General features: G+C 61.9%; 13 protein-coding genes. 5 read left to right on the forward strand and 8 right to left on the reverse strand.

What is annotated here, in order from left to right:
• Nucleotides 1-48: 48 nt before the first annotated feature.
• Nucleotides 49-2859, reverse strand: a complete 2811-nt coding sequence (gyrA, locus tag ACVW0Y_RS22390) for a DNA gyrase subunit A (RefSeq protein WP_457441360.1) — start codon at nucleotides 2857-2859, stop codon at nucleotides 49-51.
• A 280-nt stretch (nucleotides 2860-3139) separates the two neighbouring features.
• The gene (gene mtnA / locus ACVW0Y_RS22395) at nucleotides 3140-4216 is read right to left on the reverse strand and encodes an S-methyl-5-thioribose-1-phosphate isomerase (protein ID WP_457441362.1); all 1077 of its coding nucleotides are present in this window, start codon (nucleotides 4214-4216) and stop codon (nucleotides 3140-3142) included.
• 173 nt (nucleotides 4217-4389) lie between these two features.
• Between mtnA and ACVW0Y_RS22400 the strand changes: the two genes are divergently transcribed.
• From ACVW0Y_RS22400 to ACVW0Y_RS22420, 5 genes are all read left to right on the forward strand, one after another.
• Nucleotides 4390-5721: a TRZ/ATZ family hydrolase gene (locus ACVW0Y_RS22400; protein ID WP_457441363.1), complete on the forward strand. Its 1332-nt coding sequence runs from the start codon at nucleotides 4390-4392 to the stop codon at nucleotides 5719-5721.
• Nucleotides 5722-5757: 36 nt separating this feature from the next.
• On the forward strand, nucleotides 5758-6456 hold the full coding sequence (ubiG, locus tag ACVW0Y_RS22405; protein ID WP_457441365.1) for a bifunctional 2-polyprenyl-6-hydroxyphenol methylase/3-demethylubiquinol 3-O-methyltransferase UbiG: 699 nt from the start codon (nucleotides 5758-5760) through the stop codon (nucleotides 6454-6456).
• Nucleotides 6456-7127, forward strand: coding sequence for an N-acetylmuramic acid 6-phosphate phosphatase MupP (gene mupP, locus ACVW0Y_RS22410; RefSeq protein WP_457441367.1), 672 nt, complete (start codon nucleotides 6456-6458; stop codon nucleotides 7125-7127). The genes ubiG and mupP overlap by 1 nt, the downstream gene beginning before the upstream one ends.
• A gap of 64 nt (nucleotides 7128-7191) precedes the next feature.
• Nucleotides 7192-7932 (forward strand): YciK family oxidoreductase, encoded by a 741-nt coding sequence (locus ACVW0Y_RS22415; protein WP_457441368.1) that lies wholly within the window; start codon nucleotides 7192-7194, stop codon nucleotides 7930-7932.
• 369 nt (nucleotides 7933-8301) lie between these two features.
• Complete coding sequence (locus tag ACVW0Y_RS22420) at nucleotides 8302-9228, forward strand: GGDEF domain-containing protein (protein WP_457441370.1); 927 nt, start codon at nucleotides 8302-8304, stop codon at nucleotides 9226-9228.
• 182 nt (nucleotides 9229-9410) lie between these two features.
• Here ACVW0Y_RS22420 and ACVW0Y_RS22425 read toward each other — a convergent pair whose 3' ends face one another.
• From ACVW0Y_RS22425 to ACVW0Y_RS22450, 6 genes are all read right to left on the reverse strand, one after another.
• Entirely contained in the window at nucleotides 9411-11012 is a 1602-nt protein-coding gene (locus ACVW0Y_RS22425; protein ID WP_457441372.1) for a YdgA family protein, read from the reverse strand.
• A 128-nt stretch (nucleotides 11013-11140) separates the two neighbouring features.
• Nucleotides 11141-12208, reverse strand: coding sequence for an AI-2E family transporter (locus ACVW0Y_RS22430; protein WP_457441374.1), 1068 nt, complete (start codon nucleotides 12206-12208; stop codon nucleotides 11141-11143).
• A gap of 27 nt (nucleotides 12209-12235) precedes the next feature.
• Nucleotides 12236-13075, reverse strand: a complete 840-nt coding sequence (locus tag ACVW0Y_RS22435; protein WP_457441376.1) for a DUF4892 domain-containing protein — start codon at nucleotides 13073-13075, stop codon at nucleotides 12236-12238.
• Nucleotides 13072-13737, reverse strand: a complete 666-nt coding sequence (locus tag ACVW0Y_RS22440; protein WP_457441378.1) for a glutathione S-transferase family protein — start codon at nucleotides 13735-13737, stop codon at nucleotides 13072-13074. Before ACVW0Y_RS22440 ends, ACVW0Y_RS22435 begins: the two co-directional genes overlap by 4 nt.
• Before the next feature lie 60 nt (nucleotides 13738-13797).
• Entirely contained in the window at nucleotides 13798-14661 is an 864-nt protein-coding gene (locus ACVW0Y_RS22445; RefSeq protein WP_457441380.1) for an alpha/beta fold hydrolase, read from the reverse strand.
• The gene (locus ACVW0Y_RS22450; protein ID WP_457441382.1) at nucleotides 14658-15458 is read right to left on the reverse strand and encodes an alpha/beta fold hydrolase; all 801 of its coding nucleotides are present in this window, start codon (nucleotides 15456-15458) and stop codon (nucleotides 14658-14660) included. Before ACVW0Y_RS22450 ends, ACVW0Y_RS22445 begins: the two co-directional genes overlap by 4 nt.
• Nucleotides 15459-15713: the final 255 nt, after the last annotated feature.

The following is a 15713-nucleotide window of genomic DNA, read 5'->3' on the forward strand; positions in this document are numbered from 1 at the left end:
TCGTGCAGGTAAGGGGCGCGCCACCCGAGGCGGACGCGCCCTGCCCGCTTACTCTTCGCTTGGTGCCTCGGCGTCATCCGCTACGGCGTCATCGACGACCGCATCATTGCCGTCTTCCAGATCAGCCGCTTCCAGCTCAGCGCCTTCCAGCACCTCGCCGTCTTCGCCGAGCAGTACCTGACCTTCCACTTCCGAAGGCTCTTGCACGCGCTCCAGGCCCACCAGTGTTTCGTCGGCGGCCAGCTTGATCAGGGTCACGCCCTGGGTGTTACGGCCCGAGCTGGACACTTCGTCAACGCGGGTACGCACCAAGGTGCCCTGGTCGGAGATCAGCATGATCTCTTCGCCGTCCTGCACTTGGATGGCACCGATCAGCTTGCCGTTACGCTCTTTGGTGACCATACCGATCACGCCCTGACCACCGCGACCGCGACGTGGGAACTTGCTCAGAGCAGTGCGCTTGCCGAAGCCGCGCTCGGAGGCGGTAAGGATCTGCGCACCGGACTCGGGGATCAGCATGGAGATCAGGGTCTGCCCTTTGCCCAGACGCATACCGCGGATACCACGGGCACCACGGCCCATGACACGGATGGAGCTTTCGGCAAAACGGATCACCTTGCCGGAGTCATTGAACAGCATGACTTCCTTGGCACCGTCAGTGATGGCGGCAGCGATCAGGGTGTCGCCTTCCTTCAGCTTGAGGGCGATCAGGCCGCTGGTACGCGGACGAGCAAATTGCGACAGCGGGGTCTTTTTCACGGTACCCATGGCGGTGGCCATAAAGATGTACTCGCCAGTCGGCTCAGCCACCCATTCAGCGGTCTCGCCTTCGACTTCTTCGACTTCCACCGCTTCTTCGGCTTCGACCACTTCACCTTCGATCACGTCTTCGGCGTCGTCCAGATCCTCGTCGGCACCGGCAGTTTTCTGCAGGGCTTCGAGATCGATCTGCAGCATGGTGGTGATGTATTCACCTTCATCCAATGGCAACAAGTTCACCAACGGACGACCACGGGCAGCGCGGGACGCTTCCGGAATTTCGTAGGTCTTCAGCCAGTACACCTTGCCCTTGCTGGAGAACAGCAGCAGGGTGGCGTGGCTGTTGGCGACCAGCAGGTGCTCGATGTAGTCCTCATCTTTCACGCCGGTAGCCGACTTGCCTTTACCGCCACGACGCTGGGCCTGGTAGGCCGACAGCGGTTGGGTTTTGGCATAACCGCCGTGGGAGATGGTTACTACACGCTCTTCTTCGGTGATCAGGTCACCCAGGGTCAGGTCCAGACGGGTATCGAGAATCTCGGTACGACGCTTGTCACCGAACTCGGCTTTCACGCCTTCGAGCTCTTCGCGGATCACTTCCATCAGGCGCGTGGCGCTGGTGAGGATGCGGATCAGCTCGCCGATCTGCTCGAGAATTTCCTTGTACTCGGCCAGCAGTTTTTCGTGCTCGAGGCCGGTCAGGCGGTGCAGGCGCAGGTCCAGGATGGCCTGAGCTTGCTCAGGCGAAAGATAGTACATGCCATCGCGCAGACCATATTGCGGGTCGAGGTCCTGCGGGCGGCAGGAATCGGCACCAGCGGCTTCAACCATGCCTTGGACGGCGCTGGATTCCCAGGCGCGGGATACCAGGGCTTCTTTCGCTTCAGCGGAGCTTGGCGAGGCCTTGATCACGGCGATGACCGGGTCGATGTTGGACAGGGCAACCGCCTGACCTTCAAGGATATGGCCACGCTCACGGGCCTTGCGCAGCAGGTACACGGTACGACGGGTGACCACTTCACGACGGTGAAGAATAAACGCCTCGAGCAGATCCTTGAGGTTGAGGATCTTCGGCTGGCCGTCGATCAGCGCCACCACGTTGATACCGAACACGCTCTGCAGCTGGGTCTGGGCGTAGAGGTTGTTGAGGATCACCTCTGGCACTTCACCGCGGCGCAGTTCGATCACGATGCGCATACCGTCCTTGTCGGACTCGTCGCGCAGCTCGGTGATGCCTTCGAGCTTCTTCTCTTTCACCAGCTCGGCGATCTTCTCGATCACGCGGGCTTTGTTGAGCTGATACGGCAGCTCGGTGATGACGATCTGCTGGCGGCCACCGACCTTGTCGATGTCTTCGAACATGGCGCGGGCGCGAATCTGGATACGGCCACGGCCGGTGCGGTAGGCCTCGATGATGCCGGCACGACCGTTGATGATCGCCGCAGTCGGGAAGTCGGGACCTGGGATGTAGTGCATCAGGTCGTCAATCGACAGCTCGGGGTTATCGATCAGCGCCAGGCAGCCGTCGATAACCTCGGTGAGGTTATGCGGCGGAATGTTGGTCGCCATGCCCACGGCAATACCGCTGGAACCGTTGACCAGCAGGTTGGGGATCTTGGTCGGCATGACTGCCGGGATGATTTCGGTGCCGTCGTAGTTGGGCACCCAGTCGACGGTTTCTTTGTCGAGGTCGGCCAGCAGCTCGTGGGCCAGCTTGGTCATGCGCACTTCGGTGTATCGCATGGCAGCGGCGTTGTCGCCGTCCACCGAACCGAAGTTGCCCTGACCGTCCACCAGCAGGTAACGCAGGGAGAATGGCTGCGCCATACGGACGATGGTGTCGTACACCGCAGTATCACCGTGGGGGTGGTACTTACCGATTACGTCACCGACCACACGGGCGGATTTCTTGTAAGCCTTGTTCCAGTCGTTACCCAGTTCGCTCATCGCGTACAGCACGCGGCGGTGCACGGGTTTGAGGCCGTCACGTGCATCCGGCAAGGCGCGCCCGACGATTACGCTCATTGCGTAGTCGAGGTAGGACTGTTTCAGCTCGTCTTCGATATTGACCGGGAGGATTTCTTTGGCCAGTTCGCCCATGAGAAGCCTGGTTCCTTTTTCTGGTGAAACTCCGCCCATTCATCCTGAATGGAGCGAAGCTCGCCGTCGCGGCCTTGGGGCCAGCAACGACTCATGACAAATCAACGAGTTATGGCATGGATCTGCGCAATTGCGGCGGCCATGACAGGCCCCCTTGAAAACTGACGGAGAGTACCACACCCGATGCCCCGAACCTATCCCCGCAGAGCACGCCGCGCGTCAGGCAGCGCCATATAAATGACATCACCGAAACGCGCGGAACAGCTAATAAATGAAGGAGTTAGTGCAGGCGCTTGCGACACATCAATTGAGCCATTTTGGCCTTGTCCGGACGCTCGACCACACCCTTCTCGGTCACGATGAAATCGATCAGATCGGCCGGAGTCACATCGAACACCGGATTCACCGCTTCGACGTCCGCCGCCACCCGCTTGCCGCCGAGCTCCAGCAACTCGCTGCCGGCGCGCTCTTCGATGGGAATGTCGTCACCGCTTTCCAGGTTCATATCGATGGTCGAACTCGGTGCCACCACCATAAAACGCACGCCGTGGTGCATGGCGTTCACCGCCAATTGATAGGTACCGATCTTGTTGGCCACGTCGCCATTGGCGGTGATCCGGTCAGCGCCGACTATCACCCAGGTGATGCCTTTGGTTTTCATCAGGTGCGCCGCTGCCGAGTCGGCGTTCAGGCTTACCGGGATACCCTCGTTCAGCAGCTCCCAGGCGGTCAGTCGCGAACCTTGCAGCCACGGGCGGGTTTCGTCGGCATACACGCGCTCGACCAGACCATCCAGATACGCCGCGCGAATAACCCCCAGCGCCGTACCAAAGCCGCCGGTGGCCAGGGCACCCGTATTGCAGTGAGTGAGCAGGGTTTGCAGATTGCCCTGGTGGCGACGAATCAGGTCGACCCCCAGTTGCGCCATGGTCAGATTGGCTTCACGGTCGCTTTCATGAATGGCCACGGCTTCGGCATTCATGATGGCCAGGGCATCGTCGCTGTCTTTCAGGCGATACAGGCGCTCACGCATGCGGTTCAGCGCCCAGAACAGATTGACGGCGGTCGGCCGCGAGTTATTCAGGACTTCAAAGTCCTCTTCCAGGGCCATCTGCCAGTCATCTCCCTCGGCCAGCCGGGCGCGCACACCCAGGGCCAGACCGTAAGCCGCGGCAATGCCAATGGCCGGGGCACCGCGCACCACCATGTCCTTGATCGCCTGGGCCACAGCTGCCGCGGAGTCGTAGCGCACCCAGGTTTCCTCGAAAGGCAGCGCACGCTGATCCAGCAGGTACAGCGCGTCATCCCGCCAATCGATGGCCTTGACCTTCTCTGCCGCCAACAATTGCTCGCGCATGACCATCCTCGTACTCAGAAGCGAAAAGCTGCGGATTATAGCGAGCCCCTGACTTGGGCGCTCGGGTATACTTCGCCAGCGCCAAAAGCTGTCCAGGCTACCCATCCCTGCCTGGTGTAGTCGACGCACTACATTGATGTAAGCCCTATCGTTATAAACCAATGGATGCCGCCATGCCCAACACTGCCGCCCCGCTCGACCTGCTGCTCCTGCCGACCTGGCTGGTGCCTGTCGAGCCCGCCGGCGTGGTGTTGCTCAACCATGGTCTGGGTATTCGTGATGGTCGTATCGCCCTGATCGCCCCGCGTGACGTGGCTTTGCGCCATCCCGCCAGCGAAGTGCGCGAGCTGCCCGGCATGCTGCTGACCCCCGGTCTGGTCAATGCCCACGGCCACGCGGCGATGAGCCTGTTTCGCGGCATGGCCGACGACAAGGCGCTGATGACCTGGCTGCAAGACCATATCTGGCCCGCCGAAGCCAAATGGGTGAATGAGGCCTTTATTCACGATGGCACCGAGCTGGCGATCGCCGAACAGCTGCAAGGCGGCATCACCTGCTTCTCGGATATGTACTTTTTCCCCGAGGTATCCAGCGAGCTGGTACACACCAGCGGTATTCGTGCGCAGATCACCGTTCCGGTGCTGGATTTCCCCATCCCCGGTGCCCGCGACGCCGATGAAGCGTTGCGTAAGGGCCTGAGCCTGTTCGACGACCTGCGCCTGCATCCGCGCATCAAGGTGGCGTTCGGTCCCCATGCGCCCTACACCGTCAGCGACGACAAGCTGGAAACCATCCGCATGCTCGCCGAAGAGCTGGATGCCGGCATTCAGATGCATGTGCATGAAACGGCCTTCGAAGTGCAGCAAAGCCTCGACCTGCATGGCGAACGGCCGATGGCTCGCCTCGCACGGCTGGACCTGCTGGGGCCGCGCTTCCAGGCCGTGCACATGACGCAAATCAACGATGAAGATGTGCAGCTGCTGGTAGAAAGCAACGCCAGCGTCATCCACTGCCCGGAGTCCAACCTCAAGCTGGCCAGCGGTTTCTGTCCGGTGGAGCGCTTGTGGCAGGCCGGCGTCAATGTGGCCATCGGCACCGACGGCGCGGCCAGCAACAACGACCTCGATCTGCTCGGCGAAACCCGCACCGCCGCGATGTTGGCCAAGGCCGTAGCCGGTTCGGCCACTGCGCTGGATGTGCACCGCGCCTTGCGCATGGCCACGCTGAATGGTGCCCGCGCCCTGGGCCTGGAAAATGAAATTGGCTCACTGGAGCTCGGCAAAGCCGCGGATATCGTGGCATTTGACCTCACCGAGCTGGCGCAACAACCGGTGTACGATCCGGTGTCACAACTGATTTATGCGAGTAACCGCAACAGCGTCAAACATGTCTGGGTCGGCGGTAAGCAGTTGCTCGACAACCGCCGCCTGACCCGCATGGACGAAGAAAAACTGCACGCCAGCGCCGTCGCCTGGGGCCAGAAAATCGCCACCAGCCGCCTCTGAGCCTGGCAGCACAGAATTCGATTCGAGGAAAACCGCATGAGCAACGTCGACCACGCCGAAATCGCCAAATTCTCCGCCCTCGCCCACCGCTGGTGGGACCGCGAGAGCGAGTTCAAGCCGCTGCACGATATCAACCCGCTGCGGGTCAACTGGATTGACGAGCGCGTCAGCCTGGCCGGCAAGAAGGTCCTCGACGTCGGTTGCGGCGGCGGCATTCTCAGCGAAGCCATGGCCCAGCGTGGTGCCACCGTCACCGGTATCGACATGGGCGAAGCGCCGCTGGCCGTAGCCCAGCTGCACCAGCTGGAGTCCGGCGTGCAGGTGGAATACCGCCAATGCACCGCCGAGGCCCTGGCCGAGGAAATGCCCGAGCAGTTCGATGTAGTCACCTGCCTGGAGATGCTTGAGCATGTGCCGGACCCGGCCTCGGTGATTCGCGCCTGCTACGCCATGGTCAAACCCGGCGGCCAGGTGTTCTTCTCCACCATCAACCGCAACCCCAAGGCCTATCTGTTCGCCATTGTCGGTGCCGAATACCTGATGCGGCTGCTGCCGCGTGGCACCCATGACTTCAAGAAATTTATCCGTCCCTCGGAACTGGGGGCCTGGAGCCGTGCGGCCGGCCTGGAAGTCAAAGACATCATTGGCCTCACCTACAACCCGCTGACCAAGCATTACAAGCTGGCCAACGACGTAGACGTCAATTACATGATCCAGACCCTGAAGGAAGCCTGATGCGCTTGCGAGCCGTTCTTTTCGATATGGATGGCACCCTGCTCGACAGCGCGCCAGACTTTATCGCCATTGCCCAGGCCATGCGTGCTGCCCACGGGTTACCGCCGATGGCTGACAAGGATATCCGCGACCATGTTTCCGGTGGTGCCCGCGCTATGGTCCTGCGCGCATTCGATGTCGACCCGATGTCCGAACAGTTCGAGGCCCTGCGTCTGGAATTTCTCGCCCGTTACCAAGACCACTGCGCAGTGCTGACCAAGCCGTTCGACGGCATTCCCGAGCTGCTCGCCGATATCGAAGCGGCCAAGCTGATCTGGGGCGTGGTAACCAACAAGCCGGTGCGCTACGCAGCACCGATCATGGAGCAGCTGGGCCTGGCCGAGCGTTCGGCGATCCTCATCTGCCCGGACCATGTCACCCACAGCAAGCCCGATCCCGAGCCGCTGCTGCTGGCCTGCTCACGCCTGGGCCTGGACCCGGCCAGCGTGCTGTATGTCGGTGACGACCTGCGTGATATCGAATCCGGTCGCGCTGCCGGCACCAAGACTGCCGCCGTGACTTACGGTTATATCCACCCCGACGATAACCCCAGCCACTGGGGTGCCGACGTGGTGGTCGATCACCCCGAAGAACTGCGCGCCGTGCTCGACCGCGCCCTGTGCAGCTGCTGACCGTTCTGTTTCCCGGCCGCGCGCCCCTGAGCGCCGGTCTGGCTATTTAAAAGAGAGACTTGCGATGTTCGATTACTCCGCCCGCCCCGACCTGCTCAAGGGCCGTACCATTCTGGTTACCGGCGCTGGCCGCGGGATTGGCGCTGCCGCCGCGAAAACCTACGCCGCCCATGGTGCCACCGTACTGTTGCTGGGCAAGACCGAAAGCAACCTGAGCGCCGTTTACGACGAAATCGAAGCAGCCGGCCACCCACAGCCGGTAGTGATTCCGTTCAATCTGGAAACCGCCCTGGCGCACCAGTACGACGAGCTGGCGGTGATGATCGAAAACGAGTTCGGCCATATCGACGGCGTGCTGCACAACGCCTCGATCATCGGCCCGCGCACGCCGCTGGAACAGCTGTCTGGCGACAACTTCATGCGTGTCATGCAAGTCAACGTCAACGCCATGTTTATGCTCACCGCCACTCTGCTGCCGCTGCTCAAGCTGTCGCCGGATGCTTCGGTAATCTTCACCTCCAGCAGCGTCGGCCGCAAAGGCCGCGCCTACTGGGGTGCCTATGGCGTGTCGAAATTCGCCACCGAGGGCCTGATGCAGACCCTGGCCGATGAAGTGGCCGATATCACCAATGTGCGCGCCAACAGCATCAACCCCGGTGCCACCCGTACTGATATGCGCGCCCACGCCTACCCGGGCGAAAACCCGATGAACAATCCGCTGCCCGCCGAGATCATGCCGGTGTACCTGTACCTGATGGGGCCGGATAGCCAAGGCGTGAATGGCCAGGCGTTCGACGCGCAATAAGCAACCGTCACCCCAAATCCACCGTCATCCCAGCGCAGGCTGGGATCCAGCGGTCCGCCGATGCGGGCTTCCCAAGGAAATGCGCTCGCCGTGCAATTCTGGGTCCCAGCCTGCGCTGGGACGACGGTGGCTTACCTAAATAACGTAGGAAATCCCTGACAAGAAATTGGCGATTCCCCTCTTCCGCCCTTCGGCAAATTGCCATTACTCGCCAAACAACCGGCAAAACAGCGGCAAAAGCTTGCCGCTCACATCGCATCAACACCGATAAGCTGCTGATTTTATTAGCTTAAAAGCAAATTATGAGAACTGGCACACTATTCGCAAAAGGGAGCTTGCCGCCGCATTTCGCGCCTGAGGTTCCCCGGTATGGTCCCGCCAAGCAAATCCAACACCATCGACTTTGACGCCGCCAAGCTGCAGCGCCTGGGTTTCGCCAGCAACCGCACGCAGTCGCTGCGCCCTGTTTCCCTGGCGCAACTGCGGCAGAAGCTGAACCTGCAATTGCAGACCAGCCTGGAAGTCGAGCGCATCCTCGACATCTTCTTCCGCGAAGTTCAGCGTCTGGTACCGCTGCATGCTCTGGCCTACCAGCAGCCGTCCAGCGATCTGCGGCTGGAATTGGGCACCCGCGCCACTCACTCGGCCGGCTACCGCTTGAACCACGACAGCGAATACCTGGGCGAGCTGATTTTCCGTCGCAACCAACGTTTTTCCGAAGAAGAGCTGTCCCAGCTGGAATCCCTGCTGGCCTGCATGCTCTTCCCGCTGCGCAACGCCCTGCTCTACCGCAAGGCCGTACAATGCGCGCTGCGTGACCCACTGACCGACACCGGCAACCGCATCGCTATGGACCAGGCCTTGCAGCGCGAAGTCGATCTGGCTCGACGTAACCTGCAACCGCTGTCGGCGCTGATGCTCGATGTCGATCATTTCAAGAGCATCAACGACACCCACGGCCACAACACTGGCGACGAAGTGCTGCGCGCCATGGCCGCCACCCTCAAGGCTCAGCTGCGCAATATCGACATGATTTTTCGCTTTGGCGGCGAAGAGTTTCTGGTGCTGCTCTCCAACACCAGCCGCGAAGGGGCGGCCATGGTCGGCGAGCGCCTGCGCTTTGCCGTGCAGCAACTGCAGTGCACCGCCCAAGGCCAGCACATCGACGTTTCGATCAGCCTGGGCTGCGCCTGCCTGCTGCCGGGTGAGTCGGTGGACAGCCTGCTGCGCCGCGCCGACAACGCCCTGTACGTGGCCAAACGCGATGGCCGTAACCGCCTGACCATGGCGGGTTAAGCGCCAGCTACAAATGCCGACGACAAAAAAAGGCCAGTCAATTGACTGGCCTTTTTTGCTTCGTAGATTGGGTCGCTCGGCGCTCTGTGAGCCGCAGGCGAAACCCAACGAGGCAGACTCGGTGCTGCGCCATGTTGGGCTTAGCGACGCGCAGCCCAACCTACGTTTTATCCCAGGACCGCTTACTGCTCCTCGGTTGCTTCTTGCGGCATTTCTTCCGGGGCTTCTTCGTCGAGGGTATCGGCGTCTGGCGACTGCTCATCCGGCGGGTCGCCTGCCGCCTGCTCGTCATCCGCACCACCGCCCAGGCCGCCAGCCTTGGACATCACTTGCATGACGAACTCTTCCACCGACATTTTCTGGTCGTTGAACACCACTTCGTTGTTGGCGTAGTGCAGGCTGGTTTCCAGCTTGTCGCCTTTGAGCGCCACCATCTCGGTCGCCAGGGCCATGCCGCTGCCCATTTCGGTGAACATATTGGCCTGCTCGTCGACGGCCTTTTCATCGGTTTCGCCAGTGAGGGCGGCCTGAACGCGCACACCGTCACCGATCACCGCCTTGTCCACCGACACCTTGGCATCCAGCTGGCCAATCAGTTGCTTGGCCAGTTCAGACGGTGGCAACTCGAAGGATTCCGGCTTGTTGAAGTCCACCGCCAGACTCACCGCGGCTTCGCCATGGGCGGTCTTGACGCTGAACTTCTCCAGGGCGATATGGGGCTTGCCGGCCAGTAACTGACCGATATCCGCCTTGAGCTTTTCTTCCTCGGCCGCGCTGAAGGCCATATCTGGTGCTTCCTGGCCAAGCGCCTGAGCGTGTTGCAACGATGCCAGTTTGTCTTTGTACAGCTCCACCAGCGATTGCATGGCTGCGGCGTCGAAGTCTTTCATGCGCCAGAGCATCTGCACGCCAGCGATGTCCTTACCGGCAAAGCTGATCTGCCCGATGTCGTAAGACACATGGCCGGCCAGCTTGCCGGCGGCTTCTTCGAAGGTGCCGGTCTGGGCGATGTTCTTCAGCACTACCGGCGGCTTGTCAGCCAGGGTGAGCTCGGCGCTGGCCAGCTTGACGCTGCTGTCGCCCAGGTAGAAATCACCGCTGCCCAGCTTCTGGTCGCTGTCTAGGGTCAGGCCACGCAAGGCGAAGGTGATCGCCTTGCCATCGCTGTCGGTGCCATTGAGCACCAGGCTGTCCATGCCGCCGGTCAGGGTAACTTTTTCGGCGTGGGCGCTGGCGGTGAGGTCCAGATTGAGGCCGGAGAACTTGACGTTCTGGCCTTCTGCAGGAGCGAAGTCCAACGGCGTCAGCGACAGCGTGCCGGAGGTGGAGTGGTCATAGCCGAGGCTGACTTCGCCGGTCAGCGGCGAGGCGCCCTTGGCGGCATCGAACCACTTCTGGGTCAGTTGATTGGGTTCCAGAGCGAAGTTGCTGGTGGCCAGTACCGGCCACAGGTTGAGCTTCTTCAGGCGCGCTGCGGGCAACGGGCCGTGCTGGATATTGTCCACCAGCAGCACTTCCAGATGACGCGCTTCGCCTTCGGAGGCAGGCATATCCAGAGTCAGACGGTAGTGAGCGGTACTGGTGAACAGATGGCTGTCCAGCGACAGCAGTTCGAGCTTGCTGGTGATACCGGTGCCCAGCAGCGCGTCTGCGCCCTTCTGGTTGGCTTCGGCGATGGAGCCTTCCAGTACAGCAGGCAACTGCGTGCCGGTGTACCAGGCACCGGCGGTGCTGAGGAGGCCTACAGCGACCAATACGCCTACTGCTATTCCTGTTTTTTTCATGTGTTGACTCAACCAATGTCCATGTTTAAGTGAATGTGCCTTCCCGGCCCTGAGCCTTTGCATAGCAAACGCAGTACAGCGAAAGACGGCGCGATGGTAGCAGCTGGCTATCGGCGCCGCTGTGTTGCCTATCTCTCTTCGATTATTTTTACCGGCGGCAACGTCGGATCGGTTCTCACCCAATCGCCGAGCAGACTGTAGGCAACCGCCAGCAGTGTCGGGCCGAGGAACAGCCCCATAAAGCCGAAGGCCAGCAGTCCACCGAACACCCCAAGTAGTACCACCACCAGCGGCAGGTTACCGCCTCGGCTGATCAGGTAAGGCTTGAGCACGTTGTCCACGCCGCTGACGACAAAGGTGCCCCAGATACCGAGGAAGATGGCGTAGCCATATTCACCTTTCCAGGCCAGCCAGGCGGTGGCGGGAATCCATACCAGCGGCGGCCCCATGGGGATCAGGCTGAATACGAACGTCAGAATCCCGAGCAGCAAGGCCCCAGGTACACCAGCGATCCAGAAACCGAACAGCGCCAGCATGGCTTGCGCCGCCGCTGTGCCGATCACACCGTTGACCACCCGTTGCACCGTGCCTGCCACCAGGTGCAGGTAATGATCCGCGCGGGCACCGATCAGGCGGTGCAGGCCTTTGCGCACCAGGTCAGCCAGGGCCGGACCGTCGCGGTAGAAAAAGAACACCAGCACCAGGCTCAGGGTCAGCTCCAGTATGCCGCCGCCAATCTTGGCGCTGCGGGCCAGCAGCCAGTTGCCGACTTCACCCAGGTAAGGTTTGACGCTGGCAAAGATCGCCGCGCCCTGCTGGTCGATGGACATCCACCAGCCCACCAGGCGCTCGCCCACCAAGGGGACGCGCCCCAGCCACTCCGGTGGCGCTGGCAGGCCTTGCACTTGCAGGTCTTTGATCAGGTTGACGGCATCGCGCACATGATCGGCGAGGTTGAAGCCCAGCCACACCAGCGGCACTGCCACCAGCACCATCCAGCACAGGGTCAGAATGCCCGCCGCCAACGAGGTGCGCCCGCCCAGGCAGCGATTGAGAAAAGGCATCAGCGGCCAACTGGCGAAGGCCAGCACGGCGGCCCAGAACAACGCCGAGAAGAACGGCGCCAACACCCAGAGCGCAGCGCCCAGCAGCGCCAGCAGGAGGATCTGGACCAGCATGCGGTCGTTATTGAGCATCGAATTCTCCGATGAGGTCAGGGGCGACTAGCGCAGCAGCTTAAAGGATAGGCCGTCGGTTGGCGCTTGATCGATTTCCAGGCGCGCCGCGCGCACCCGCTCTGCCACCAGGGCATCGCGCCAGGCCTGGGCATATTTGCCGGCCAGACTGACGCGCAAAGTGCTGTCCTGATTGAGGGTCCGCCCCAGCAGCTCGGCCCAGGCGGCCACCGGTTCGCCATCCAGGCCGGCAAAATTCAGCTCGCCAGTGTTGCGCAGTTGGCGCAGCAGCGTAGCCGGGCCGGGAAGCAATTCGCCGAGCTCCGCCTGGTTGTCCAATTGCTCCACATGCAGGTAAGCGCGGCGATTGCCACGGGTGATGCTGTACAGCGCCACCAGGCTGTTCTGCCGTGGCTCGGCCAGGCGCAGCAACAGGTAGGCTTGCTGGTCATCGGCGCCCAACAGCTTGGCATTGCCGAACACCGAGTTGGCCCACAGGCTGCTGGAGCCGCACTCACGGCTTTCACACCAGTAGAGCAATTCGGCACCCTGCTCTTGCAAGGCATCACGGGCGGCGTTGAAGGCTTGGCCGGAGCTGTGTTCCGGCGGCAGCTCATAGGTTACCGAACGCATACGGCCCTGGCTGTCGATCTGCCGTTCATAGCGCAGGGTGCCGCTGATGCGGCGGATCGAACCGAGGGGATAAATACGCTCCTGGGCGGCGACATCGCGAAAATCGACAATCTCGGCGCGGGGAAAACGCGGCAGAATTTCCAGATCCTGGCTGCCGGGCAGATCGTCGGCAGACACAGGCACCACAGCCAGACAAGCCAGAACGCTCACCAGCAAAGGGGCCAAACGGCTAAACACTCGCATCGTTTCTCTCATTGAATCAGCATGCTCTGGGCGGACTTCACCACCTTGTCCGGTGCACCCAGATTGGCGGCCGGCACATTCAGACCACGCTGCACCGCCGGCCGTTCGCCCACCAGCGCCAACCAGCGCTGCAGGTGTTCCAGCCCCTCTACGGAAACGCCAGCCCAGTCGTGGAGCTTTACCCAAGGATAGGTGGCGATATCGGCAATGCTGTAATCGCCCGCCAGGTATTCATGGCGGCCCAGCTGACCATCCAGCACCTCATAGAGGCGCCGGGTTTCGTGTTGGTAGCGGTCGATGGCGCCTTGCAGTTTTTCCGGAAAATAGCGGAAGAACACATTGGCCTGGCCCTGCATCGGGCCTACCCCCCCCATCTGGAACATCAGCCACTGCATAACCGTGGAGCGCCCTTTGACGTCCGTTGGCAGCAACTGCCCGGTTTTCTCGGCGAGGTAGATCAGGATGGCACCCGACTCGAATACGGCGAAGTCATCGTTGCCGCGATCGACAATGGCCGGGATACGGCCATTGGGGTTGATGGCGAGGAACGCCGGGCTTTTCTGTTCTTTCTTGTCGAAGCTCAGGCTATGCACCTGGTAGGTCAGCTGCAGCTCTTCGAGGGTGATGGAGGCCTTGTGGCCGTTGGGCGTGGCGGCGGTATAGAGCTCGATCATGGCGAAACCTCGTCTCAGCCGGGCGGAAGCAGCCGAGCCTGCGCAGTTGGCCGAGGCAAGTCAAGGCGCGGCGAAAAACCGATTGAAACAGGCTGCTACCGCTTGCGCACCGGCCTCATCGTCCAGGTGCAGATGATGCCCACCGGCCAGACGTTCCACCTGAATCGGCGTGCCCTGCAGCGAACCGACTACCGCCGGCTGCGCGTGCAGCATGCCGCCCTCGGCGACCACCAGGCAGGCCGGACAGGCCACGCTACGCACAAACACTTCGGTATGGGCCTGGGTGAAACGCAGCGGCGATGGCAGGGTCAGGCGGCTATCAGTGCGCCAGGTGAAGCCACCCGGCACCGGCATCAGGCCCCGCTGCGCGAGCAGTTGCGCGGCCTCGAAACTGACGCCACCGACGCCCTTCATGCGCGCCTTGACCGCCTGCTCCACCTTCTCGTACACCGGCTTGCGTTTGCCCGCCAAGGCCAGCTGCTCGCGCAATGCCGAACCGAGTTTGGCCGGGGCACCGTCGGCTTCGCCAGTAAACGGGATCAAGCCATCGATTAAAGCCAGGCGCTCGATCCGTTCAGGCATGGCCGCGGCCAACAGCACCGAGACGATGGCACCCATGGAGTGTCCGAGCAGCGAGAAGCGCTGCCAGCCAAACTGTTCGGCCACCAGCAGCACGTCATAGGCGTAATCCCACAGCTGGTAATGCGCACCCGCCGGGCGATGGTCGGAGTGGCCATGGCCGGCGAAGTCCAGGGCGATGATGCGCAAGCCATCGAGCTTGGGTGCAAGGCGCGCAAAGCTCATGGCGTTGTCCAGCCAGCCATGCAAGGCAATCACTGGCTTGCCGTCCTCCGGGCCGAACACGTGGGCCGACAACTCGATGTGCGGCAGGCTCAAGCGCACTTCTTCAAAGGAATAGTTCATGCGGACTCCAGACGGGCTTGCCAACGATCGAACAGGGTTTTCAGCAGCTCGGCAGTCGCCTGCGGACGCTCCAGGGGAAACATGTGACCGCCTGGCAGGGTCAGGTATTCGCAGTGCGGCAGGCGGCGGATCGAGCGGGTGTGATGGGGCAATACCACTCTACTGTGGCGACCACGCACCATAGCCAGCGGCACCTGCAACTGCTGCGGGCGGCCCGGGTTGCTATGGGGCACGCTGCGGTAAATGCTGATTTCGGTGGCCGGGTCGAACAGCAACCGCAGGCCCTCGCCGTCGGCTTGCAGGCCGTGCTGCACATAGGCGTCCAGACATTCGGGATCAAAACGGCGGAACAGCGATTTAGCCGAAAAATAGTCGCGTGCTTCGGCGAAGTCGCTGAACGCTTCGCGGCGGCCAAGGGTGCGGCCGGCAGGGGTGATGCGGTCGATAAAACCAAAACGCTTGGCGGCGCGGATCACGATACGGTCGGCCAGGGTCAGCACGGGGGAATCCAACATCACCACACCCCGGTACAACTCTGGGTGACGCAGCGCCGCGTGGTAATGCAGCACCCCGCCCAGGGAATGGCCGACGCCCCACACCGGCTCCGGCAATTCGCGCAGATGGTGAACCAGCTCATTCACCAGGTTGCCCCAGTTGTCATCCACCGGGAACCGCGGGTCATGGCCATGCTGCGGCAGATGCAGCACCCCATAGTCCGGTGCCAAGGCGGCGAACAATTTGCCGTAGGTGGCCGAAGGAAAGCCGTTGGCGTGGGCGAAAAACACCGGTTGCGACATACGCGGAACTTCCAGAAACAAAACTCGGGCGATTGTCCGCAAGCCGGGAGCGTGGGGCAATGACTGTAACTGCCGGGAATGATGGCGATACGGCCACCGCAATACCGCATCAATTGCGTAGGAGCGGCTTCAGCCGCGATGCCGTTGATCTCGAAAAGCATCGCGGCTGAAGCCGCACCTACGGTGAGGGGGGGGGGTTTGAACGGCGGCGCCCTAGACCCCAGCGGCACCATGGCCCCGGTCCGCCCCGGAATG

It is taken from the genome of Pseudomonas sp. TE3786 (assembly GCF_054057335.1).